The sequence below is a fragment of the Escherichia sp. MOD1-EC5990 genome (assembly GCF_002965285.1).
Classification (GTDB): Bacteria; Pseudomonadota; Gammaproteobacteria; order Enterobacterales; family Enterobacteriaceae; genus Escherichia; species Escherichia coli_F.
This window is the reverse complement of record NZ_PTRV01000008.1, coordinates 164,951-191,253: the sequence shown is the minus strand read 5'-3', so window position 1 is coordinate 191,253 and position 26,303 is coordinate 164,951. Positions and strand designations below refer to the sequence as shown.

Annotated in this window: 16 protein-coding genes; 2 read left to right on the top strand and 14 right to left on the bottom strand. The window is 48.5% G+C overall.

The window, feature by feature from the left end; genetic code table 11:
- Positions 1 to 29: 29 nt before the first annotated feature.
- The 3 genes from trg to cybB all read right to left on the bottom strand — a co-directional run bounded on the left by trg (position 30) and on the right by cybB (position 2,901).
- Positions 30 to 1,670 carry a methyl-accepting chemotaxis protein Trg gene (gene trg / locus BEB42_RS12100; RefSeq protein WP_105267393.1) on the bottom strand — a complete coding sequence of 547 codons (1,641 nt, stop codon included), beginning with the start codon at positions 1,668 to 1,670 and terminating at the stop codon, positions 30 to 32.
- A gap of 282 nt (positions 1,671 to 1,952) precedes the next feature.
- Positions 1,953 to 2,126, bottom strand: coding sequence for a hypothetical protein (locus BEB42_RS12095; protein ID WP_000731855.1), 174 nt, complete (start codon positions 2,124 to 2,126; stop codon positions 1,953 to 1,955).
- Between the two features lie 244 nt (positions 2,127 to 2,370).
- The gene (cybB, locus tag BEB42_RS12090; RefSeq protein ID WP_001353209.1) at positions 2,371 to 2,901 is read right to left on the bottom strand and encodes a cytochrome b561; all 531 of its coding nucleotides are present in this window, start codon (positions 2,899 to 2,901) and stop codon (positions 2,371 to 2,373) included.
- A gap of 188 nt (positions 2,902 to 3,089) precedes the next feature.
- Here cybB and gap point away from each other — a divergent pair, with 188 nt between their 5' ends.
- Positions 3,090 to 4,091 (top strand): type I glyceraldehyde-3-phosphate dehydrogenase, encoded by a 1,002-nt coding sequence (gene gap, locus BEB42_RS12085; protein ID WP_000048645.1) that lies wholly within the window; start codon positions 3,090 to 3,092, stop codon positions 4,089 to 4,091.
- Positions 4,092 to 4,132: 41 nt separating this feature from the next.
- On the opposite strand, the gene aldA is transcribed toward gap, so the two are convergent.
- The 3 genes from aldA to hrpA all read right to left on the bottom strand — a co-directional run bounded on the left by aldA (position 4,133) and on the right by hrpA (position 10,740).
- A complete protein-coding gene (gene aldA, locus BEB42_RS12080; protein ID WP_000115922.1) occupies positions 4,133 to 5,572 on the bottom strand; it encodes an aldehyde dehydrogenase in 1,440 nt (479 codons plus the stop codon).
- A gap of 193 nt (positions 5,573 to 5,765) precedes the next feature.
- The gene (gene ydcF / locus BEB42_RS12075) at positions 5,766 to 6,566 is read right to left on the bottom strand and encodes a DUF218 domain-containing protein YdcF (RefSeq protein ID WP_001027925.1); all 801 of its coding nucleotides are present in this window, start codon (positions 6,564 to 6,566) and stop codon (positions 5,766 to 5,768) included.
- Between the two features lie 271 nt (positions 6,567 to 6,837).
- Positions 6,838 to 10,740 (bottom strand): ATP-dependent RNA helicase HrpA, encoded by a 3,903-nt coding sequence (gene hrpA, locus BEB42_RS12070; protein ID WP_000139557.1) that lies wholly within the window; start codon positions 10,738 to 10,740, stop codon positions 6,838 to 6,840.
- Positions 10,741 to 10,940: 200 nt separating this feature from the next.
- Between hrpA and azoR the strand changes: the two genes are divergently transcribed.
- A complete protein-coding gene (azoR, locus tag BEB42_RS12065; protein WP_000048948.1) occupies positions 10,941 to 11,546 on the top strand; it encodes an FMN-dependent NADH-azoreductase in 606 nt (201 codons plus the stop codon).
- A gap of 53 nt (positions 11,547 to 11,599) precedes the next feature.
- On the opposite strand, the gene BEB42_RS12060 is transcribed toward azoR, so the two are convergent.
- From BEB42_RS12060 to BEB42_RS12025, 8 genes are all read right to left on the bottom strand, one after another.
- On the bottom strand, positions 11,600 to 12,916 hold the full coding sequence (locus BEB42_RS12060) for a phosphatase PAP2/dual specificity phosphatase family protein (protein ID WP_010362470.1): 1,317 nt from the start codon (positions 12,914 to 12,916) through the stop codon (positions 11,600 to 11,602).
- Positions 12,906 to 14,663, bottom strand: coding sequence for a bifunctional alpha/beta hydrolase/class I SAM-dependent methyltransferase (locus tag BEB42_RS12055; RefSeq protein ID WP_000431866.1), 1,758 nt, complete (start codon positions 14,661 to 14,663; stop codon positions 12,906 to 12,908). Before BEB42_RS12055 ends, BEB42_RS12060 begins: the two co-directional genes overlap by 11 nt.
- Before the next feature lie 15 nt (positions 14,664 to 14,678).
- Positions 14,679 to 15,575: a phosphatidate cytidylyltransferase gene (locus BEB42_RS12050; RefSeq protein ID WP_000890905.1), complete on the bottom strand. Its 897-nt coding sequence runs from the start codon at positions 15,573 to 15,575 to the stop codon at positions 14,679 to 14,681.
- A complete protein-coding gene (locus tag BEB42_RS12045; RefSeq protein ID WP_000177512.1) occupies positions 15,575 to 16,180 on the bottom strand; it encodes a CDP-alcohol phosphatidyltransferase family protein in 606 nt (201 codons plus the stop codon). Before BEB42_RS12045 ends, BEB42_RS12050 begins: the two co-directional genes overlap by 1 nt.
- A 170-nt stretch (positions 16,181 to 16,350) precedes the next feature.
- On the bottom strand, positions 16,351 to 18,657 hold the full coding sequence (locus BEB42_RS12040) for a DUF2773 domain-containing bactofilin (RefSeq protein ID WP_000476128.1): 2,307 nt from the start codon (positions 18,655 to 18,657) through the stop codon (positions 16,351 to 16,353).
- A 63-nt stretch (positions 18,658 to 18,720) separates the two neighbouring features.
- Positions 18,721 to 19,581: a pyridoxine 4-dehydrogenase gene (pdxI, locus tag BEB42_RS12035; RefSeq protein WP_000097837.1), complete on the bottom strand. Its 861-nt coding sequence runs from the start codon at positions 19,579 to 19,581 to the stop codon at positions 18,721 to 18,723.
- Positions 19,582 to 19,788: 207 nt separating this feature from the next.
- Positions 19,789 to 25,326 (bottom strand): BigA/YdbA N-terminal beta-barrel domain-containing protein, encoded by a 5,538-nt coding sequence (locus tag BEB42_RS12030; protein WP_105267392.1) that lies wholly within the window; start codon positions 25,324 to 25,326, stop codon positions 19,789 to 19,791.
- Positions 25,327 to 25,972: 646 nt separating this feature from the next.
- Complete coding sequence (locus tag BEB42_RS12025) at positions 25,973 to 26,299, bottom strand: YdbL family protein (RefSeq protein ID WP_074497514.1); 327 nt, start codon at positions 26,297 to 26,299, stop codon at positions 25,973 to 25,975.
- Positions 26,300 to 26,303: the final 4 nt, after the last annotated feature.

Here is a 26,303-nt window from a genome sequence, read left to right as displayed (position 1 = left end):
GGGATCTTTCGATCCCTTCTTTGATATTTTCACGCTGTTGCGAAACTAACAGACTCACCAGCTCCGCGTGGTTCTGCCAACACAGAATGTTTGTTCAGGCGGAAAACGTCTACCGCCTCAGTTAATCGTGCAGCCTGTTCTTCAAGGGATAGCGCCGCCGCAGAAGCCTCTTCTACCAGAGAAGCATTCTGTTGCGTCACCTTATCCATTTCGGAAATCGCCTGGCTCACCTGCGTTATGCCTCTACTTTGTTCATCCGAGGCGGCGGCAATCTCCTGCATGATATGTGTGACACTCGCGACGGCATCAACAATCGTGCTCATGGTTTTCCCTGCCGTTGCCACTTCAACCGACCCCAGGTCAATTAACCTGACTGATTCACTGATCAAGCCTTCAATCTCTTTCGCCGCCTGGGCGCTGCGACTTGCGAGTGTCCGTACTTCGCTGGCGACAACGGCAAATCCACGTCCTTGCTCACCCGCTCGCGCGGCTTCAACGGCAGCATTCAGCGCCAGAATATTTGTCTGGAAAGCAATGCTGTTGATGACGGCAGTGATCTCGGAAATTTTCTTTGAACTCGTGGAGATTGCGCCCATCGTTCTAACTACACCGGAAACCGTCTCCCCGCCATCGCTGGCTTTAATGGAGGCCTCTTGCGCCAGTTTGCTGGCATGATGCGCGTTATCCGCATTCTGTTTCACCGTCGCAGTGAGTTGCTCCATGCTAGCGGCAGTTTGTTCGATTGCCGCCGCTTGTTCTTCGGTGCGAGATGAAAGGTCCGCATTGCCAGCGGAAATTTCGCTGGTGCCACGATAAATCTCTTCCGTGCCCTGTCGAACGGTCCCTACTGTCATCCCCAGTGAATGCTGCATTTGCTGTAAATGACGACTTAAGCGACCGATTTCATTACGACCTGCCGGATCATCATTCATCGTCAGATCGCCACTGGCGATTTTTTCAATCCGTTGTGCGGCATGTTGCAATGGACGAATGACGATCCGACGTAGCACCATAAATGTTATCAGCGTCATGACCACGGCAAGCACAAACGCGCCAATCATAAACATCACACCCAGGCGGGTACGCTGATGGGCCTGTTCCGCCAATTGGTTGGCTCTGGTGCTACGTATCTTAACGGCTTTGTTGAAAATATCGGTATAAGCATTATCCAGCGGTCGGATCTGCTCACTTTCATGATTAATAATCGCTTCAAACATGCCATTTTTGGCATATTTCAACATAGGTTGCATACCCGTGATATAAGCCTGAAAGCGTTGATTTAATTCAGTGTCGAGGGCTTCATCAGCAGGTGTTTTCACCGGCCGACTCCGGTAAGCCCGATAACCTTGCTGCGACTGTTTAATCTCCGATTCGGCTTGCGCAATATTTCGCTTCATTGCTTCCATTTCCGCAATACGACTCGCCGCCCCGGCCTGAATCATATTGATCCGGGCCGAACGCAAAAAATCTGAGCTGTTCGCTAACCCGGTCCGAATCTCAATCTCCGCAGTCACATCACGCTGATCGCGATCGGCCTGCCAGAGGAAATAGCCAGCCAGGGCTGAACTCAAGGCAAACAGAAGTAAGATACCGCCAAGAATGCAGGCAAATAACGGAACCAGCCTGATGTGATGCAAAAAACCTAATCGCTGTGAGGGAGTTGTATTCATTACCGTTGTCTCTCTTCCAGGTTTACTCCTGATAGAAAGTCATCGGCATTTGACGGTAATTACTTACGACTAAAAACCTCTTTGCGTCACATTTTTACAACAATTATTGCAGAGAAGATTAATGCCATTGGATTGAAGAAAGTGAGGAATGGTTAAACTGGCTAACCCGAATGACGAAAAATTCTGGAAAACAGCACGCTATTTCGTGAAGTGATTATTTTCGTCCCTAAGGAAACCTCATAGGATGCCTGCGGGTGCCCTTACTGCCCCCCTTTTTACGCTTCAGTTAGTGCATATTTTTTTCGATGCACTAATAGAACCATCATTACAGACAAATTTGCCGCCTGCTGTACAGTGAGAGATCCCCCCTTTCGAACCAGAGCAGGGTTTGCGCCCGGCATCGGCATAAAAGGAAACAAGCGCTCCCATAACCAAGATAAGTGCCAATTTTTTCATATAACCTCCATGGTTTATCGAATCTTATGTTCGATTTGAACGTTATACGCTGGTTTATTTTGATACCGTTGATGAGATCAAAGATCGGGTGAATTGATTAAAGATAAGCCAGATGGACATATGGACAAGGATTATGGTTTTATTTGTCATACAAATAAATATAATAGGCGCTTCCGATGTAGGCCCGTACTTTTCGCCTGTACCGCGGGTCGGTTTTAGTACAGGCGTTTTCTTTAAAGATCCTTCAGGAACGTTTACGCGGCATCATGCGTAGAAGTGTGTTGTCCTTCCAGAAATAGTGGTGTGCCAGTGCAGCCGCAGCGTGCAACCCGATGACAAAATATCCCAGATTCGCCAGCGTCTCATGCCACCACTTTAAGCTATCAACCCGTTCGAAATTGGCCTCTGCTGCATAAGGCATTGTCATACCAAACGCAAACCACGGGTTGCCCCGGTTATACATCATCACCAAACCAATCACTGGCAGCGCAATAAACAGGAGATAAATCACCAAATGTCCCAAATGTGCCAGTCCCGTCATCATCGGTTTTGGTTTAGGTACAATCGGCGGAGTTGGGTATTTAAGCCTTAACAAAAGACGAACAACCATCAGCACGAGAATTGTGATGCCACAGGAAACATGAATCATGTTGATGAGCGGCCGATCGCTACGTGGGAAGAAACCACGAAACTCCATTGCGCAATACGCTGCGATAACCAGCAAAAAGACCAGCCAGTGAATGCCGATTTGTAACCTTGAATATTTACTTTCCATAACATTTCCTGCTTTAACATAATTTTCCGTTAACATAACGAGCTTTTCTTAAAATTTCATTAAATATTGTTCACCCGTTTTCAGTACGTTACGTTTCACGGCAAGAATGTAGATTGCCCATCCCGCCATCCTGGTCTAAGCCTGGAAAGGATCAATTTTCATCCGAACGTTCCTGACAGGAGAAGACCATGAGTAAAGTTGGTATTAACGGTTTTGGTCGTATCGGTCGACTGGTGTTGCGTCGATTACTTGAAGTCAAAAGCAACATAGACATTGTCGCTATTAATGATCTCACTTCCCCAAAAATTCTCGCCTACCTGCTGAAACATGATTCAAACTACGGACCGTTCCCCTGGAGCGTTGATTTTACGGAAGATTCACTTATCGTTGATGGAAAAAGTATCGCGGTTTACGCCGAAAAAGAGGCTAAAAATATTCCATGGAAAGCGAAAGGCGCAGAAATCATTGTCGAATGTACTGGCTTTTATACCTCCGCCGAGAAATCGCAGGCGCACCTTGATGCTGGTGCGAAGAAGGTGTTGATTTCCGCCCCTGCCGGTGAAATGAAAACCATCGTTTATAACGTCAATGACGACACACTGGATGGCAACGACACCATTGTTTCCGTGGCGTCATGCACCACTAACTGTCTTGCACCGATGGCCAAAGCCTTGCACGACAGTTTCGGAATAGAAGTCGGCACGATGACGACCATTCATGCCTATACTGGCACCCAGTCACTGGTGGATGGCCCGCGAGGTAAAGATCTACGCGCTTCACGTGCAGCGGCAGAAAATATCATTCCCCACACTACAGGCGCGGCAAAAGCCATTGGTCTGGTGATCCCAGAACTGAGCGGCAAACTGAAAGGTCATGCGCAACGCGTACCCGTGAAAACAGGTTCGGTGACTGAACTGGTGTCTATTCTTGGAAAAAAAGTGACTGCCGAAGAGGTGAACAACGCGCTTAAAAACGCGACAAACAATAACGAGTCATTTGGTTATACCGATGAAGAAATAGTCTCTTCTGATATCATTGGCAGCCATTTCGGGTCGGTGTTTGATGCCACGCAAACCGAAATTACCGCCGTGGGCGATTTACAACTGGTGAAAACGGTCGCCTGGTATGATAACGAATATGGCTTCGTCACGCAGCTTATTCGCACCCTCGAAAAATTCGCTAAACTCTGACGAGCAAAGGCGGAGGGAAAAGCCTCCGCCTCTTTCACTCATTACGACTGTAAATAAACCACCTGGGTCTGCAGGTATTCATGCAAGCCATGTTTGCCATCTGCGCCGCCAATACCGGATTTACGCCATCCGGCGTGGAATCCTTGCATAGCTTCGAAGTTTTCACGGTTGATGTAAGTTTCACCAAACTTCAGCCCTTTAATAGCTTTCATCGCGACGTTCAGATTTTGGGTATAGAGTGATGAGGTCAGGCCGTAATCACTGTCATTAGCCATTGCGATAGCCTCTTCCAGCGTGTCAAATGCGACCACTGGCAGCACCGGGCCAAAGGTTTCCTCGTGCATAATCGACATTTCCTGACGAACATCCAGCAGCAAAGTCGGCGGATAATAATATCCTTTCCCCTCAACCGCTTTGCCCCCCAACGCTACCCTCGCCCCCTCTTCGACTGCGCGCGCCACTTTTTGCTCGACCCTTTCCAGCGCCGCGGCGTTAATCAACGGCCCCATCGCAATGTCGTTGCGTTCAGCGGGGTTACCAAATTGAACCGCCTGCATCGCTTCACCCAGCCGATTGACGAACTGATCATAAATGCCTTTCTGTACATAAACACGTTCTGCACAGTTACACACTTGCCCACTATTAATGACGCGTGAATCAACGATGGCTTTGACTGCCAGTTCAAGATCGGCATCGTCCATTACGATAGCTGGTGCTTTACCACCCAATTCCAGACACACTTTTGTGATATTTTTTGCTGCAGTCGCCATGATCTTTTCACCTGCAGAGACGCTGCCTGTCATACTGACCATTGCGACCTTTGGGTTACCCGCCAGTTCTTGCCCAACGGTTTCACCACGCCCCAGCACAAGGTTAAACACACCGCGTGGAAGGCCTATTTCATCGACAATTTTGGCAAAAGCAATCGCATTGTTTGGCGTAAATTCACTGGGTTTAATGACGATGGTATTACCGGTCAAAAGAGCGGGAGCCATTTTGCGGGCAATGAGGAAGAACGGGAAGTTCCACGGCAGAATGCCGGTAGTCACGCCAAGCGCACGTTTAAAGAGAAGAATATTTTCTCCTGGACGATCGCTTTGAATAATCTCACCTTCGTAACGCCGCGCCCACTCTGCCATGTAATCGATATAATCCGCAGTAAATGCCACCTCAACTTCGGCCAGCTGCTGGATCTTGCCCCCTTCTTCAACAATCAGCGCACTGATTTCACTGGCGCGTTCGCGGATCCCGGCGGCGATTTTGCGCAACCAACTGGCGCGTTCAATGGCAGGCAATGCTTCCCATTCTGGCTGCGCGCGCTCTGCGGCGTCGATTGCTTTGCGAGCATCTTCAGCCTGACCATCGGGAATGCGGGAAATCACCGCCTCTGTTGCGGGGTTAACCACATCAATCCATGCGTCTCCACGCCAGGTAACAAACTGTCCATCGATATACATAGGATGTTGAACGGGTACTGACATGGGAGACTCCTGTGATTAATGTGTGTATTTGGTAAATTATTTGTTAATTAATATCAATCATCATAGAGACAGCATCTTGAAAGGACAAATCTGTGAAGAGCTTCATAAAAAGAAGGGTAAAAGGAATAAAAGGCAGAAAAAAAAGTAAGGAGTCATGCCCGTTTGCAAACAGTTATTCTCAAACGGGCAATTTTCAACGTAGCGAACGACTTTCCATCGCCTCGATAAGCACAGCATCGTGTTTCAGCGTTTGCCATGCCTGGGTGACTTCTGCAGGAAAATCAACGTGAACGATAAAATCTCGCCCACGGGGACCATAGCCATCACTATCATCGCGTAAACGTGGCAGCTCGCCAGTGAGTAGTGAGAGATAACGCTCAACCGGCCATAATCCTTCTAACTGGTTAATAAAGATTACACTGTCTTCGTTGTTTCCTAGCTGAGGAACGAATCCGGGATAACTTAACCAGCGAGGTGCATCTGGATTGTCCCCGGTCATACGGCGGAACGTCGCCATCGTGCGCCGCTGCATGGTGGGGTCCTGAACAACGATAGCCGTATGAACTCTTTCTACGGCCTGATTCAATAGCGCGATGCTAAAGCGTGCGTTTTCACCGCAGTTTGTTGACTGGTCTTCAATCCAGATTTTTTCATGCGGAATGTGCCAGAACTGATGAGCGATATCCGCCAGGATGGTAGCTTCTGCTCTGCCAGTGGTGCGGATAGTGTTGTAGTGCGGATGCTGTGCGATGGCGCTATACAAAAAAGTTGTCGAGTGACCGATACCACCACTAATCAGTAGAGGAATTTGCTGATCGCGGGCAATCTTACATGCCGCATCGATAGTCGGTATAACCGCATTGCCTGCAAGGATCACGCAATCGGCCTGATACGGCACCTCACCGGAGAAATCATCCTGCGCCAGCCACTGACCGATAACATTTATGGCATCTATGGTTGCCGGCGAAAGCGTCGGAAACGGGGTAATGTTCATGGTTCCTCCTTATCGTTCCCTTAAGAATACTGCGTGAGATAATAATGAGAAGCGGAGCACTCTGAAAGGAGGAAGTCGTATTTCCTTAACCGCCACTCCGCAAGCCTGACATATCTTTTAAGGAAATGCTGTAGATAAACATTATTCATCTTGCAGCAGAGAATTGTATTTTTCTGAATTCCTGAATTTTTGCCCTTACCGTTTTAGAATTAATAAAAAACCCGGCGCTAAATGCTTACCGGGTTTTAGATTTATCAGGCAAATAGCAGCGTTAACCGCTAATCTGCTCCATCGCCTGTAGAATACGCTTATCTGAAATCGGATAAGGTGTACCGAGTTGTTGGGCAAAATAGCTGACGCGCAACTCCTCTATCATCCAGCGTATCTCTTTCACGTCTTCATCCTCACGACGTGCAGGCGGCAGTTTGTTGATCCATTGCTGCCACGCCTGCTGGACGTTTTCAACTTTCAGCATCTGAGCACGGTCACGGTGCGGGTCAACCGCCAGTTTTTCCAGACGCTTTTCAATCGCCTGCAAATAACGCAGCGTGTCGCCCAGGCGTTTGAAGCCATTACCAGTGACAAAACCGCGATACACCAGCCCACTCATCTGCGCTTTAATGTCAGAAAGCCCCAGCGCCATGGTCATATCCACCCGCCCTTTCAGGCGTTTGTTGATATTGAACACCGCCGTAAGGATTTGCTCTACCTGCTTCGCAATATCCACCACCGTGTCGTTCAGTTCAGCGCGGACTTTTTCATGAAGCGCAGCAAAGCCCTCTTCCGTCCAGACCGGGCCGCCCGCCTCATCAATCAACTTATCAACACCGCAGGAGATGCAGTCGTCAATGAGATCCAGCACTTTACCGTACGGGTTAAAGTAGAGACCAAGCTTCGCTTTGTTCGGCAGTTTCTCATGCAGATATTTAATTGGCGACGGAATATTCAGCAGCAGCAAGCGACGCAAACCACGCCACATAGCCTGCTGTTGTTCCTGCGGGTTATCAAAAAGCTTAATCGCTACGCTGTCACGCTCATCCACCAGCGCAGGCCAGGCCTTCACTTTGTAGTTGCCACGTTTCTGCTCGTAGTGATCCGGTAAATTACCGAAGCTCCAGATATGTAACCCGCTTTGCTCAATACCATCATCGGCAACGGCGGAAAGCGTTTCCTGCACTTTGCCTTTCAGGGCGTCTTTCAGATCCTGTAATGAGCGCCCTTCTTTTAGCTTCTTATTTTTGTCATCCACCACACGGAAGGTGATTTTCAGGTGATCGGGCACCTGATCCCAGTGCCAGTCTTCGCGGTCAACGGTAACGCCGGTCATCCGCCGTAGCTCGCGCTCAAGGCTGTCGAGCAACGGCAGTTCCAGCGGCGTGACGCGACCTAAAAACGCTTCGGCGTAGTTTGGCGCGGGCACAAAATTACGCCGTACCGGTTTCGGCAACGATTTGATTAGAGCAATCACCAGTTCACGGCGCAGGCCGGGGATCTGCCACTCAAACCCGCTTTCCTCAACCTGGTTAAGTAATGGCAGCGGAATATGCACGGTCACACCGTCAGCATCCGCCCCCGGCTCAAACTGATAGCTTAAACGCAGCTTGAGATTGCCCTGATGCCAGAAGTTCGGGTAATCCAGCTTGCTGATTTTTTCCGCCCCTTCTTTGATCAACATGCTCTTTTCAAAGTTGAGCAAATCAGGTGTTTCGCGGCTGACTTTTTTCCACCAACTATCAAAGTGACGTGCAGAGATCACATCATGGCTGATGCGCTGGTCGTAAAACTCAAACAACGTTTCGTCATCCACCAGAATATCGCGGCGACGTGATTTGTGTTCCAGTTCTTCCACTTCTGCCCGTAGTTTCAGGTTTTCACGGAAGAATGCGTGACGCGTCTGCCAGTCACCTTCCACCAGCGCGTGGCGAATAAAAAGTTCACGACACAGCGCCGGATCAATCTGGCTGTAGTTGACCTTACGCGCAGCAACAATCGGCAACCCGTAAACGGTGACTTTTTCAGTTGCCATCACCGCGCCCTGCGCCCGTTCCCAGTGCGGTTCGCTGTAGGAGCGTTTAATCAAATGCTGGGCAACTGGCTCTACCCATTCTGGATCGATGCGTGCCGCAATGCGCCCCCACAGGCGGCTGGTTTCTACCAGTTCCGCCACCATTGCCCATTTCGGCGGCTTCTTGAATAAACCAGAACCGGGGAAGATGGAGAAACGCGCGTTACGTGCGCCGGTATATTCCTGTTTATCGGCATCTTTCATCCCGATATGCGAAAGCAAACCGGTCAGTAAGGCGATGTGAATTTCGCGATACTCCGCCGGTTCGCTGTTAACCGGAATGCCAAGTTCTTTCACCACCTGGCGCAACTGGGTGTAGATGTCCTGCCATTCGCGCACGCGCAGATAGTTAAGGTAATCGGTACGGCAAAGGCGACGGAAGGCGTTTGAAGAGAGCGCCTTTTGCTGCTCGCCGAGATAATTCCACAGATTTACAAACGCCAGGAAGTCGGATTCTTTATCGTGGAAGCGACGATGTTTTTCGTCCGATGCCTGCTGCTTGTCCATTGGCCGCTCACGCGGGTCCTGAATAGAGAGCGCGGAAGTGATAATCATCGCCTCACGCACGCAGCCATGTTTCTGCGCTTCCAGCACCATTCGCGCCAGACGAGGATCGACTGGCAGTTGCGAGAGCTGGCGACCGAGCGGCGTCAGTTTATAGGCGCTGGCCTGTTCATCAGTGGTGATCGCGCCCAGCTCTTCGAGCAGACGCACGCCATCCTGGATATTGCGTTTATCCGGCGCTTCTACAAACGGGAACGCAGCGATATCGCCCAGCCCCAGCGCGGTCATCTGCAAAATAACCGAGGCCAGGTTGGTACGCAGAATCTCCGGATCGGTAAACTCCGGGCGCGAGAGGAAATCGTCTTCGGAATAAAGACGAATGCAGATCCCTTCTGACACACGACCACAGCGGCCTTTACGCTGATTAGCTGAAGCCTGCGAAATGGGCTCAATCGGCAAACGCTGCACTTTGGTGCGATAGCTGTAGCGGCTGATACGCGCCGTACCTGGGTCGATAACGTATTTAATCCCCGGCACGGTCAGCGACGTTTCCGCGACGTTAGTCGCCAGCACAATGCGCCGTCCGCTGTGCGACTGGAAGACGCGGTTCTGCTCGCTGTTCGAAAGCCGTGCATAAAGCGGAAGAATTTCCGTATGGCGTAAGTTCAGCTTGTTCAGCGCATCGGCGGTATCGCGAATTTCTCGCTCGCCGCTCATAAAAATCAGAATGTCGCCGGGGCTTTCCTGGCTCAGTTCGTCTACGGCGTCAAAAATCGCCTGCAACTGGTCGCGCTCGGTGTCATCAGCTTCTTCAACAATCGGGCGATAGCGCACCTCCACCGGATAGGTACGACCGGAGACTTCGATAATCGGCGCATTATTAAAGTGGCGCGAAAAGCGTTCCGGGTCGATAGTCGCGGAAGTGATAATGATTTTTAGGTCAGGACGCCGCGGCAGCAACTCTTTCAAATAACCGAGGAGAAAATCGATATTCAGGCTACGTTCGTGCGCTTCGTCAATAATGATAGTGTCGTACTGCATCAGCAGGCGGTCTTGCTGGATCTCTGCCAGCAGGATACCGTCGGTCATCAGTTTGACCATCGTGTTATCACTGACGTGATCGCTGAATCGGACTTTATACCCGATGCAACCGCCCGGCTCCGTTTTCAGCTCTTCCGCGATCCGGTTCGCCACCGTTCGTGCCGCCAGACGACGCGGCTGGGTATGGCCGATCAGCCCTTTAATCCCGCGCCCCAGCTCCATACAGATTTTCGGTAGCTGAGTCGTTTTACCGGAACCCGTTTCCCCGGCGACGATCACCACCTGGTGATCACGGATTGCTTCGAGAATGTCCTGCTTTTTCTGACTAACCGGCAAATTGTCTGGATAAGTGATTTCCGGTCGTGCTGCTTCACGCAGCAGGACTTTCCCTGCCGCCTGGTCAATCTCTTTCGCCATCTCCTGGAAAATGGCCTGTTGTGCATCAGGATTTTTAACCTTCTTCACACCATGCAGACGGCGGGAAAAACGCAGTCTGTCACGCAGCATCAGCGAATCCAACCGTTGCTGCAAGGCCGTAAAGGTCAATTTTTGTTGTTCTGTCATAACGTTAGTGGGCAGCAGGCTGCCTGATTAATTTTCTTTTAAATGATAGATATAGAGTACCACATCGCGGCTTTCTATGCGTTGTTCAATAAATTCGAACATAGGCTTCGATTTATTGCGCTATCTCTGTGGCAGGATTGTGAATAAAGTGTCAACAAGCAACGGGGCATCGCCCATTCAAACATCTATAAGGAAACACCATGAGCAAGGTATTAGTTCTTAAATCCAGCATCCTGGCAGGGTACTCTCAGTCTAATCAGTTGTCCGATTATTTTGTTGAACAATGGCGCGAAAAGCACTCCGCTGATGAAATCACCGTGCGTGACCTGGCTGCAAATCCGATTCCGGTACTGGATGGCGAACTGGTTGGTGCACTGCGTCCGAGCGATGCGCCGCTGACTCCGCGTCAGCAGGAAGCTCTGGCGCTTTCCGATGAGCTGATTGCCGAGCTGAAAGCCCACGACGTTATCGTTATTGCGGCACCGATGTATAACTTCAACATTTCGACTCAGTTGAAAAACTATTTTGACCTGGTGGCACGTGCAGGCGTTACTTTCCGCTATACCGAGAACGGTCCGGAAGGTCTGGTAACGGGTAAAAAAGCCATCGTGATTACCAGCCGCGGTGGGATCCATAAAGATGGCCCAACGGATCTGGTAACGCCGTATCTGTCCACATTCCTGGGTTTTATCGGCATTACCGATGTGAAATTTGTCTTCGCCGAAGGGATCGCGTACGGCCCGGAAATGGCAGCGAAAGCGCAGTCTGACGCGAAAGCAGCCATCGACAGTATTGTTGCTGCATAACCGGACACTATTTTGATGTGGACTGTAGATATTCAGTCCACATCTCAATCCACTTACCTGTTTTCCCACAATCTCAGCATCGTTTTGTGCTCGTCTGTCAGCACAATCTGCGGGCGTCTGACGCGAATATAGTTAATCGCTTCATCAACGGTTTTACAGTGTCCGTAGCATAACAGCCATGCGGCCACCACCAGCGCACTGCGCGATAATCCCAACGCGCAATGGACCAGAATGCTGCCTTGCTCTTTGCGTAATGTTTCCAGCATCGCCACGGCCTGTCGGAGCTCCCCCTCTTCCGGAACCACCAGATCCAACATCGGTACACAAAAATAGAGTCGATCTTTTGTCGCGCGTCCGCGAGGGAATTCAAAGGTGACGTCCAGAACTGCATTCTGTGCCGGAATATGTCGTGGAAACGTCCCTAAATAAACACCCGCAGTAATTTCGCTCACCGGCTCCAGCCGACGACAAAACCAGTGCATCGATATCCACATACCGATGCGCCAGGGCAACGTCAGCCAGTAAACGGCAGGCGGGAGTTTCCCCTGACTATCTTTCCCTGTTGTTATCGCGCCAAGCCCACCGTACCCACGGCTAATAATGAGTAGCGATAATACTGGCCAACATAACCAGACTGACCACCGTAACTGATTCATCATCATTAGCGTCATCAATACTATGCACGAACACGCGCCTACGACATATGGCAGTGCTATTTTGATTCGACGTTGATCAGGTATCTGGTAGTTCCAGCGACGGTCGACGGGCACCATCCAGTCAATCAACATACCTACCGCCAGCCCTGTGATGACATCAATAAAATGATGCTGCCAGGTCGTCAGCGTAGAAATCGCGATGAGTAAAAACCATCCGCCACAGACTTTACGCCACCTCACAGCCAGATGCTGACGATAGTGACACCAAAGTAGCCAGCAGAGAATAATATGCAGCGAAGGGGACTGGTTATAAGGCAGATCAAACAGTTCAAGTTGCGAAAATAGCCATCCCGTCACCCCACTCACTTCAGGGCGGATAAAACTAAACTTCAGCGGATAGAGCAAAAAACCGCAACAGGCCATTACCGTTGCCAGAATAAGCCGGTGGACCAGTCGGCGCTGTTCGAATGTCGAGCGACAAACGAACAGCGAAAATCCATATAAAAGATCCAGACTCCAGTAAGGAACAATAGTCCAGGGAAGAAAAGGGATCGCCGTTTCCCAACCGAATACCTGACTGGGGATATCATGGTTGTTAAGATCCTGAATCGCGGTGAACTGATTAAGAAATCCATATGTGAAGAAGAAAAACGGGGCCAGCAACAATAACCAGCCAGCTCCTTGTAGCAATACGCTCCGGCGTTCAGTGTTCACGACGCACCGCCATCGAAACCGTAAAAATGCCCCACTCATCAATCCGTTGTGTGCATTTATCAAATCCGGCATTACGCACGAGCGAATCCATCTCCCCTTGCGAACGCACGCGCATTACCCACGGTTTACCATCTTTATGACTGGTTAACACCCCGGCAATCAGCTCCAGTTGTGGGTGCCACGGCTGCCCGGTGTAGATGAGAATGCCACCCGGTTCGATGGCATTGGCAAGACCAGCGAGGGAGTTTTTTACCTGCTCGTTTTCGGGAAAAAGCTCATACAGGCCAGAGACAATCGCCAACGTAGGCCGCGGAGTTAACGCGCTGAGTTCTGCCGTATTAAACGCATCGCCCTGTTCAAAACGCGCCCGCCCAGACATTCCCTTTTGGGCAATCATCTCTTGCCCCTGTGCAACATTTAACTCACTGTAATCACGTAACAAAATATCGCTTACGGCAGGCTCGTTTGCCAGCGCATCCAGTACATAGCGCCCATGCCCTGCGGCAATGTCAACCACGCGGACGGCTAAACCTTTGGCGTGGAGATCGGCAACGGCTTGTTTAATCAGCATTTGTAAATGGGCTTTGCGCTGGCGAATACCGCGCCAGCCAACACCGTTCAGGTAGATTTTGTCGATAAAACGCCCGAATGCGTTACTGCCTTGCGGTTGATTTTGATAAACATAATCCAGCGAACTGCCTGAATCAAAGCCGGTGCTCATTCCGAGATGCAGGCCCGCAGATTGCGCCCCGAACAGTTTCATCGCCTTTCGCATAAAGCGATACGCCAAATCAATCGGCGATAATGGCACGGGTCCACCAGAAAGGAGCCGCCATCGATCCGCAGATGGTCCTGTGCGGTCTTCATGCTGATAATCAAATTTTTGCGACTTGTTAGCATATAAGCGACTAATAAAGCTTTGCATTTTTTCAAATGCCTGCGCCCTGTTCTCTTCACCCAACGTGTCGTGATAAAAGCCCGGCAGCAGATGCAGCTCTTTCAGAGGGCTACGTAATCTCTGATAAAAATCAATCTGCGGTTGGCGACGCACCACATAGTCATCGCCCGATATCAGAAGTTGCGTGGGGAGCGTAATCGCCGCCGCATCGCTAACAATACGTTCAGACGTTTTATAGAGATCGAGCAAGATATTGACGGCAATCGCCCGTGTGATCAGCGGATCATTATTGAAACTCGCTACCCGTTCCCAATCGTGGGTCAAATAGCGTCCTTTCACATAGGAATTAATAAAAAACAGACCACGCAGACGATGCCATAACGCCAGCGCAGGACGTGCCAGCGGCACATACAATTTAACCTTAAAGGCCGGAGAAGCCAGCACCAGCCCGCGAATAGCAGGCGCATAATCATGAACCCATGTGGCAACCAGCACTGCGCCGACGCTTTGCGCGATCACAACCACCTCTTCCAGCCCGACCTGGCTGTCGCTGGCAGCAAAACGGACAAATTCATCGACATCCTGCACTGAACGCGCAAGAGATGGGCTATAACCACGCGGCCCCGAAGTTTGTCCATGCCCTCGGGCATCCCAGGCATAAAAAGCAGTATCTGGCATCGCCAGTTCATCAACGATATGTTGTAGACGACCAGAATGTTCATGACCGCGATGAAATAAGACGATGACCTTTTTCACCCCTGGCTGTAAAGCGGGCCAGTGCCGATAAAACAACGCTGTATTATCACTGGTGGTAAAAAAATGTTCCCCAGGGATGCGTGAATTTTCCATTTTCTCTATTTTCCTTCAGTAACAGCAGTAGCGAATAAAATAAAAAAATACCGGAGCGGTGAAAATTAATGAGTCAATCCTGTCAAGGAGTCCGCCATGTCCTGGTAATAGTTTTCCGCTATCTTTAACACCAATATCTCGTTTGATGGCTGACATCACTACATCGCCGCAAAAACCACTAATACCAATTAACAAACCCGCTAATAATGCCTGTAATGTATCTAGCGGTGTCAGCAACGGTCCAATAATCAGTGACGCAATCATGGTGGTGATTACGCCGCCCATCAGACCTTCCAATGTTTTTCCCGGGCTGACTTTAGGGACCACTTTTCTTCTGCCGCAGGATTTTCCCCATAAATACTGTGCAATATCGTTTGACTCGGTTAATGCCAAAAGAAATAACACCAGTAACGCCCCGCCCTGGATATTTGTGGTTGGCAACATTAATAACCAGGCGGCATGACTCAAGGCGAAAACGGTCATTATCCAGCCCCAAAAAATGGCGCTCACGGTATGCAGAAAACCGGAGGGGTCACCCACAAAAACTCGCCAGGTGGCTAATATCAGAAACCCAGCCAAAGGTATAAATAACAGAAACAGCTCAAAGCAATTAAAACCGATAAGCAAATAGTTAAGAGGAATAACCCAATATAACCAACGCGGAAAATGTACGAATACAAGCGTACAATATTCTTTCAATGCCATAAAACTTATCAGCGCAAAAAACGTCAATGTCATCAAGCGTGGACCTGAAATCACTAGTGAAAAACAAATAACGATGCTCCACCAGGTACGAATACGTAATGTAACTTCATCTCCTTTTCTCTCCGGTAACCGCCATACCAGAAAACGGTTTATCAGCGTTGCTAAAATTAACAACACGAAAAGTATTGCCAGAGATTTTTCCAGCATTACTTTTCAGCGCTCATAAGGAGCACGCTTCGACAACGATTAATCGCAGTCCAGAGAAGCAGAATTGAAGCAATGCTCCATAAAAGATTATTCCATTGCATCCACTGGGGATAAATGGCAACGGCCAGCCCCCACAAACCAAATATTAACGCACGATCGCTTTTGCCAAATGGACCGGCATAACTGCGAATACCGTTAATCGTCTGCGCGAGTAAACCGCAAAACTCAGTCAATATGGTGCAAAATAACATGAGTATTACGAGTGATGCGTTACTTTCCGGTAAAAATAAAAACGGTAAATAAAGCGCAATATCGGAAATAACATCGCCAGTTTCATTCAAAATCGCCCCCAGACGTGTTTGCTGATTGCACTCACGCGCCATCATGCCATCCAGCGCATTGAGTGCCATACGGACAAAAAGCACGATGGGCAATAGCAAAAAGAGGATGGGTCGTGCCACCAACATCAACAGCAATCCGATAAGAAGAGAAAGCGCCAGTGCCGCAAGAGTGATGTGATTCGCTGTAACGTGGTGCTTATAAAGCCAAAACATCGTCGGCCTTAACAGCGACTGAAAGAGCGGTTTTATCTGGTAGAGCGTCATTATCAATCCTTGATAATTCGGTTTGCGCTATGGTGCATCAATTCCCCTGACGGAGATATCGCAACACGCCGCTTCATTAAAAATTCAGAATATATCAAGGTATTGGGGACTCACTGCCAGGAATGATTATCCCCAATTAATCAAATGGTTAAGAAAAATTACGTTGTGGATCAATACAACTCATCAAGTTTTCTCATCGCTTGTTCCCGTATTGCGCGCGTCTTACCGTTAAGCGCCAGCTGGCGAACTAAATCCAGTTCAGGGTTAACAAGCTCTAACGCCAGCAAAGGATCACGTTTCAGCCTCGCCTTTAATACATCAACTGGAAAACGGGGATTATTCATCGCCACAATCCACCACTCGGGATCAATTTCTGCCGCCAGTACTGCAGGCGGTGTGTGGCGGTTGTTAAGTGCGCCGAACTTGAAAAATGTGAGATTGCTTTTCGCCAGTGTACTCCACCATATACGATCCGGTTGTTTTGCCAGTACATCCAGTTGTGCTAACGCATCGGGGTCGAGTGCATAATAAACACGTAACGCTTCGTTAACCTGCGCACGGGAACTGTTTTCCTGCCTCAGAAAAAACTTCGCCCAAATATCATTGCGTGGCGTGTTTTGCTGTAATTCCTTGAGAACAACAGCGGGTAAATTATCCCAACTAATTAATGCACTCTCTAAAAAGTCCCAGTCGTCCGAACGTATCAGAGAGGTGGCATTTAATAGCATCTGGTCATCAACTTCACCGTAGCTGATAAGCTCAGACAAAATCATATCAGCGCTGGTTTCATATGCATCTGAGTCTGCTTTGGGATTATTTTTCCGATGCGATAAAGCACGTTGCCAAATTTTTTGTTTCATCGACGTGCTCAGATACTGATTTTTCGCCAGATTACTCCAACCCTCAGGATCGTTGAAACGTGTCAATAACCGTTGTAGAGCAGCGTCAGAGTGAATTTCCTGCATATCCCGACAGCAAAAGTAGGCAGGGGATTTTTTCTCCATCCTTTTAACAAAATTAAACTGTAAGTTATCTGGCAATGCTAAAAATAACACACGTATTAGATCATCGTCATTCTCGAATTTTTGGTATAAATATACTGCAACTTTGTCACTCTCTTGTGGCGTCATCCGCAACAATTGACCATGGTGTTTCATCTCTGCCAGCTTTGACGCTAAGCTTGTGACAACATCGTTTGATGAATCGTTCGCCAACTGCATTGCCTGATTGTAGGTGAGTTGTCCTCCAGCACCGACCTGACGAATAGAGGGATCATCACTGCGGATATAGCCATCAATAATGGATTCGGGCAATAACCACGCATCTTTATAAAGCTCCTGAATGATCATATCCCAATCTCTTTTCGCCAGAGTCATGACGATATCCAGAGGGAGATTTTCACGTAGCGCAAGATTCAACGGACCGACACCATCAGGTAGATGACTCATTCGCGTCATTATTTCGACAGAGAGCGGTTCACGGTCGAGCAACCCCAGAACAACAGGCTGGTAACCCAATTGCTGATCGGTCAACTCCAGAATCTCATTGTCAGGCATATATCTCGCCATACTTTCAATCGTTTGTCCATCATTGCTATTAATAAGTTGTTTGCGTAGGTTAGCTGAAATTCCTTTAATCCTTGGGAGAGTTCGCATTATGGCAAGATCAAATGTCGCAATATCTCGTCCTTCAAATGCAGCAACGTTGCCTTCATCCAGCATTTGCAATTCCTGCACTAACTCAGGAGAAGGCTTAGGGCGAAACAGCGCTTCTTTTTTCATCAGACTACAGATATTCCCTGCCATGCGAATATTGCTTCGCTTAAAAATTTCTTTCAGAGCATCTTCATCATTTATTAGACCCCAATAATATGCATCAGGATTTATTATCATCAGCGCTTTTTTGACATTTTCAGTGTCATTTTTGTCACTCGCACGGACCATGAATTCACTATTTGTCGAAGACGCAACAACAGGTGCAATTATGTCATTGATAAATATCCCTCGCGCATTAATACTCCCCTTAATCGTAGACGGATTATCGTAATATGAGTCGATAAATACCAGTCCACTTGCATTTATCGAACCGGTAATTAACAGTGGTGAATCCGTAACTATATTCGTTGCCGTCACGTTACCGAGAATAACCCATGGATTAGAAAGAGATAAAGTGGAAATATTACCTTTGACTGTCAAATTGCCAAGAACAATCAATTTTTGATTACTCTCTATATTACCGTCTACCACTAAATCGCCACGATGCACTTTCCAGTCCGATGCAGATAAACCGAAGGGGACAAGGTTCACGCTACTGTTGATAGCTTGTTCAACTTGTTGTTTATCTTCAGCGGTAGCCGCAGAAAAAAATGGTTCAATATCAACTGCATTTGCAACACATCGAAGGTCCGCCTGTACTGGAAGACTCAGCATAAACAGGGGAAGTAAACCTATCCAGCTGCAAATCCTGGGCTTAAACATATGCACTCCATGCCATTAAAAAAGAAACAAAAGGGAAATGCATCTTTCCCTTTTGTATATTCGTTATTCTCGCGAAATACCGTCCAACGTAGACAACACGTCCGCAGAAAGATGCAATTTTTCTGCGGCCATATTCTCCCGTAAATGAGCAACAGAAGACGTTCCTGGGATCAGCAAAATATTCGGTGAACGTTGTAACAGCCACGCCAGCGCCACCTGCATTGGTGTTGCACCCAGGCTCGCAGCAACATCGGAAAGCGTGGAGGATTGCAGCGGCGTAAAGCCCCCGAGCGGAAAGAACGGCACGTAGGCAATGCCGTCACGAGCCAAAGCATCAATCATTGCGTCATCAGCACGATGAGCAATGTTGTATTCGTTCTGCACACAGACGATTTCGGTAATCTTACGCGCCTCTGCAACCTGCGTCGTTGTTACATTGCTCAGGCCAATATGTTTTACCAGGCCTTGTTGTTGCATCTCTGCCAGCACGGTCAGGCTGGCTTCAATCGATCCTTCCGCTGGGCCATGACCATCCCCCATCATAACGCGCAGGTTAACCACATCCAGTACGTCCAGCCCGAGATTACGTAGATTATCGTGCACCGCTTTTTGCAGCTCTGCCGGAGAAAATGCGGGCAACCAGGATGCGTTCTCTCCACGCCGCGCACCAATTTTAGTGACAATTGTCAGATCGTCAGAGTAAGGATAAAGCGCTTCGCGGATAATCTGATTGGTGACGTGCGGACCATAAAAGTCACTGGTATCAATGTGATTGACGCCCAATGCTAGCGCCTCGCGCAGAACGGTTATAGCGACGTGGCGATCTCTGGGCGGGCCGAAAACCCCAGGACCTGCCAGTTGCATCGCGCCATAACCAAGACGGTTAACGGATTTTGTACCGAGAGTAAATGTGTTGCTGCTCATCGCACCCTGCCCTGTAATAAAACGGATTAAGAAAAATCAGTATAGAAACGAAAAGAGTTAAATAATGCGAAGGCGTAAACAAGATTACTGGATGAGTTCCTCTATTGTCCTGAAAAACACCAAAACAAAACGCGTCAAGCGCCGCATCCGGCAATAAAAAACCGCAACCTGTATCAGCGTTGCGGTTTATGCATCACATACTAAAAATTAGAACGTTTTCTTGAAGTTCAGCATCACACCTTTATCGCTGATACCATCCTCTTTCCAGTGGTAAGCATCCAGATTCAGCGAGCTCTCTTTGCTGCTGTACTTCACGCCGACGCTTGCCAGGCTGTTGATACCGCCGCCCTTTTGCCCATCATCGACATTAAAGTGCTGGCTGCCTGCGCCTGCCAGGCTTGCCGTGCGCTGGCTCTTCGTGTAGCTCAGGTTTGGCCCACCTTCCAGCGTGGCGTTCGCACTCCAGCCGTCTTTGCCTGCGTAGTCCAGCTTCAGCCCAACGATGCTGTCCACCGCCGTTTCGCTGCCGCTGTTCATACTCAGGTTAAAGTCTCCGGCATTACGCTCCTGATAACCGCCTTCCAGCGTGTGACGCAGTTTCACACTCGCATATGGCGTGATTTTCAGCCCTTCGCGCGGTTCAAAGGTTTTCGCCCCTTCGCTGCGGAACTCCAGGTACTGCTGTTTCACATTCGTGTCTGCCGTCTTACTGATGTCGCCGTAAGCCACCGAACGGCTGCTGTCCAGTTGGTGGATATCGTAACGCAGCGCGTTATTCCAGCTCATACCGTTGTCAAAGGACATCTGATGCTTCAGGCCAAAGAACTGGCTGTAGCCGCCTGTAACACCGTTATCACCCGCTTTCTGCGCACCGTCGCCGTCCAGACGGGCGATACCGTACTCCAGGCTCATGGTCTGGTTTTCGCTCAGGTCGAGGGTTTTGCGCAGCGCCAGCATGTCGTACTCGGTATTATTCCCCAGCTCTGCACGCGGATCGCCTTTCGCCACCACGTTAAATGCCAGACCGTTGCCCATCTTCGGTGCGGCGTCTGCCAGCATACTAAAGCGATTGCTTAACACACGCGCTTCGCGGAATACCGTGGTCGCCTGGCTACCGCTAATTTGCTTAAGTGCGCTGTTCAGCTCTGCAGTGGTGCCGACGTTCAGACTGGTATACAGCTCATTGTTGGTGTAACCCGCATCCAGCGCTTTTGCCACGTCATTCACTGAGGCATCCGTCGCCACATCGGTGTAGGCTTTTTTGCTCATGGTCACGTCAACGTTGCCGCTGGCGTCGGTACTGCCTGTCGCCTGCCAGACAACAGATGTCGAAGTGATCGCTTGCGCATCGGTCAGGTTGCTGCCTTGCACCACATCATCAAAGCTGACGGTTTTGTCCACCGTTCCCGCCGCAAAAGCGGTGTTGATCTCCACGCCATTCATACTGGCGTTATTGACCATCAGCTTACCGGCGCTACCGTCGGCGTTCGTCCCCACCACGTAACCATTGAGGTTGTTCATGCCATCGTTGCGGCTAACGGAAGAAGAATGGCTGCCGTCGTATGGCGTAATGGTGGGTTCTTCCGGCGCGGTAAAGTCGACATAGTGTACTTCCGTACCGTCTCCCCCTTCGCCACTGCCCTCTATCGGCGTGCCAGATTGTTTAATCAATCCGGAACCATTCACGTTGTCGTCAATATAAACAGTGCCGTTGTTAACAATATGACCATTGCTCCCGAGCTTGCTGAAGGCGAAGGAGTTATTGGCGTAGATATTAATCGTACCGTTGTTTTCAACCACACCATCCGCTTTGGCGTCCGATGCTAATTGCATCCCAATCATGCCTGTTTGTGTCGTGCCTTCGCTGCCGACATTGATGGTGCCATTGTTAACCATTTTTGCGCTGCCGTGCGCATTCATGGCGATGGTATTATTTTTATCAATATTGATAGTGCCATCGTTAATTGCCCGGCTACCGGCGTTATTATTTGACGTCGTAACCTGGCCGTTAATCACACCTGTCGTACCGTTATACAATGTATGCCCATTACCGCCGGTAGCGATATCAGCATCCCCATTCACTGTACCCCAGTTGTTGAAATGCCCAGCCCAAAGTCCGTTATCAAGAAGATCGACAACACCACCGTCCAGGTTATTGAAGGTCGCGTTTTTATCAACCGAACCACTATGAACCGTTCCTGCGTTATTGAATGTGGCTGCGGCAGAAAAATTCACTTTATTGACCGTTCCACCCGCTTCGTTATTCATCACGGCAGAAGCAGAGGCTCCCTTCCATGCTGTTACCGTCCCGGCGTTATAAAACGTACTGGCCCATTGTTCAACAGTGTTGATAGTGCCGGAGTTGTTGATAACAGAACCCGCAACGGTTGTACCTACTTGCCCGGTCACTACACCTTCGTTAGTAAACACGCCGCCATCCACAGAAACGGTTTTTGTCGTGCCCTGGTTGGTGTATTCCCCACCCGTTGCAATATCAACCTCGTTTATACTGCCCGTGGTTTCATTGACCAGATGACCAAAGTCAGCCACGGTGACAGGCCCTCCGGTTACGGTACCCGCGTTGGTTACCAGGGTTTCAGCGGTCGCTATCATATCAGTAGAACCACCGGATGAAGACAGGTTAAGCGTCTCCCCCTCGGCCGTAATGATATCGCCGTTTCTCCAGCTTAATGAAACGAACCCATCAGTCGGGTTATAGGCGTTACTGTCCTGGCATATACCAAAAGTACAGATGGTTCCGTAATTAACGATAGTCCCGCTGCCATCGTTATAGAATGCCTGCCCGTTTTCAGCATTGATATTGATGATGCCCGTCTGGTCATTAACTGCGGTACCGCCACTATAAACTGCCATACCAACGAGTTTATTCGCCCCCAGGCTGCCATCAAAGTTCTCATTCTTCTCGAGGTTGATGGTACCCTGATTAACCACCGTATTATCGGTACCGTATGCTGCCATCCCAGCACCTGCATTATAGATAGTGATAGTACCTGACTGCTGGTTAAGCGCGGTAGCATTTTGCCTTGCGCCACCATAACTGTCCGTTCCTACCGCCATGCCGACACCATAATTTTTTGCATTGCTGCTGCCGATATCGTTGCGTAAGGTGGTGGTATCGTTTTCATCTACCCAGATCGTATCCAGGGTAATCTGGCCTGCATTTGTTACAGTCGAATGATTAATCGCCAGCATACCGACATTACCCCGGCCATACATATCAATAACGCCATTCGCACCATTTAGCGCTGAACCATTATCCTGAGCAGTCATGCCCGTCATACTAACAACGCCACTATTAAAAACCGTGGGATCGCTCAATGACAAAGCATTGAACATATTCAAAACGCTATACTGTTCCATCACTTTAGCCGTAATGGTACCGTTATTCACCGCCGTCCCACCTTCGGAGCTAAAGAAGGCTTTATTACCGGATTCCGGCGATACATCAATTGCGGATGAGTAATCATATTGCTCAAGTAAAACATTACCGTTATTCGTTGCAACGGAACCCGTACCCGATATATTGGTAAACCCCATATTCCAGAGCTCAACAAACCCGTTATTGATAACTTGTGACCCTGAACTGACGCTAAGTATTTCTGATGGGTTATTGCCATAATGCGCGTAAACGTCAATATCCTTCATACTGAAGGTCGCATCCTCCGTGATTTCAAGAAAAGCATTATTGCTTACCTGAATAATATTTGCATAGCCCAGCGGAAATTGACCGCTGACTGAGGAGTCTCCTCCCAGATAAACCGACGAATGACCATCAACCTTAATGAGCGGAATATCACCATAGCCCGTACGACTTGCGGCTGGGACTGAACCATCCGTCATAGCCGATGCTTCACCGAAAAGTTGAATACCACCCCGTAAGGTAACGCTATTTTCATCCCCTGAAATCACCAACCCACTGATGTTTTCTTGGCTACCATTGACAGTACTATAGGTGTGATGCGCAAGTTCGCTATCAACCTTCAATGTTAACTGACCATCCAGCGTCAGGTCATTATTGTTACCCGAAACACGAATACCTACGGAAGAATCGAAAAAGTGTTCTGCTGCATTATCAGTCGTCTGATCTTTATCCACCATAATATTACCGGTAATTTCAACTTCATTGCCATCACCGGCCACATTTACCCCTGTAGCAACACTGCCAGTCACATTAAGCTCATTCGTTGCCAGCGTCATGGTGTTATTATTTCCAGACACATCCAGACCGGTTGAATAATCCCCAACATCCATACGGCCAGCCAGAGAAATTTCGCCCCCATCTCCAACAACGCGAATCCCGGTACTGGCATTTCTGGCAGTGATATCCCCCACATTGATAAGAGTAGAATGATTACCCTCAATCAGAATCCCTGTCGCATTGGCCTCTGAACTACCATTACTGACGGAAATATCCCCCCTGTTAATGAACGTCGACGCATCACCACTGAGAGAAACACCCAGCGAATTTTCATCCACGACCGTTATATTGCCTTTGTTGCTGACGATCGCGCCATTACCCTCAACATCAATACCCCGAGCAGCATTGCTAACGTATAAATCCCCTTCCTGTATAACCGTCGCATTATTACCAACGATTTTGCTGCCCGTTGAATTTTGCCCATCAACCGTCATATGTCCTTTATTATCGGTCCTGACATCATTACCGATAATAAGGGCCCCTGTTCCACCATTATTGACGGTGGAGTCGCCAGTGTTATTTAAGATTGTACGATCGCCATTAACGATAACCGCCGTGCCAGCATCGACCACCGTCTGACCGTTATTATTAATGGTTATATTATCGCCGGTCAGGATACCGACCACCGAATCTTCACCGACAGCCTCTGTTTTACCCTCGTTTGTCAGCGCAATGTTGTCACCATTAATCATCATCACTGTACCGCCATTCAGGGCCGTGTTGCCGCCCTGGTCAGTGATAATTGCATCATTAACGGTAATTATTCTGCCCGTTGTTCCATCAGACACGACGCTGGCTAACTGTGTGACGTGGAGTTTACCTTCGTCATCATAGCGCCATTCCGTATCACCAGTGGTACTCACTCCACTAAAGATGGCGGTATGAGTCTCTTCATGGTTTTCCCACTCAGTCACAATGGTTTTTCGGCCATCTTTTGCCGTCAGCGTGTAGCTACCATCTTCATTTTGGGTATAAGTGAACGTCGCCCCGCGAATCTTCAAGGTTTGCGCGTCCTTGTCCCATGTCACATTGTTTTCAAAGACAACGGGTTCTGTTCTCGGGGGGTCAACATCATCATCGCTATTGTCGGGTGGAGTAACATCACCGCCTTTATCTGGGGGGGTAACATCATCGGCGTTATCTGGCTTTACAGGTATATCTGAATCTTCATCACTGGGAAGGGGTGGCGGTAGAGAGCCATTATCATCTGGCGGTATGGGCTGGGAAAAAGAAGAGTGAGCAGAATGATCATTGTCATGAGACAATTCAATCACTGCGAGTGTTGCCAGTACCGCCGTGGCACCTAATGCCAGTAACGAGCTGAAACCATTATTTGTAACAACAGCACATTTTTCTGGCACTGTTTTCAACTTCGTTGACGGTCGGGCGTGCCCTTCTGACTGACATGTCATTTGAGAGCTTCTGCGCATACTGTCTGCACTCTCGCCTTCTGTTATTTCCACCCCCCAGCTTTGGCCACTTAACGCTATAGCGATACACGCTGATAATAACGTTTTCTTTTGCATGAGAAATCCTTTTCAATGAATGACATTTCAAATAATAAAATATGAGTAACAGATAAGAAATAGCCACAGGCTGTGTCATGATTTAATGTCTGCTCTTGAAATTTTATTTAGCAATCCCAGAACATTCAACTTAATTAGTATTTCGAAACCTCAATGCAGACACATAAAAAACAAATTATTCGATTACTTAGGCTATTTGTTGCATTAATACACATCCTCTAACAATAATCAGACAAAAAGCAATGTCAGCGTCAAATTGGGTAGCTGATTCATATTACTGATCACTCCGTAAATTCATTCATCGTGAAAATATTAACATTTAAACCATGTTCCATTTAATCAACCCACTGAAAATCTGGAGGTTATCTACTGCGGTTTGTTGTTGACTGCCCCTGATAGGATTACCAGGCGTTGACAGAAGATGAGGCTTGCAAGATGCTAAAAACAATGTGGTGTTACAAGCAATCCCATAAACCTCGTAACTTCACTTAAAAGAGCGATGCCGTCCATATTTGGGTTGACTATAAAAATCCTTAATATTGAGGTTGATGATGATATTCATGATGGCGTTGGAAAAATAGGACACCCATAAAATATCTATACAGCCTTTAAATTAAATCATTGAAATATCGCTGTTGCATAGTGCTTATTTTTGCAACCATTTTCCGTTAATTCCCTGCACATATTCCCCCGGTTTGGCCCGAGCTACAAGCTTTTGTCCGGCAAGCTTCGCGATATCATCTACCGATACATTATTTTGCTTTGCCAGTTGTTGATAACTCACTTTACGTGCGGCATTAATCTCGGTTACTAATTTCTCTGTTTCAGCATCCGTTTTCAACGCAACCAAATAACCATAAAATGTTTCACCTACCCGCCCCTGAGTTCTGGCTTCATCCAGAGTCAATGCCATTACATTGCTGCTTACCAGCCCAACAAGAAACGCACAAAGAAGTAATGTTTTCTTCATCATCGCC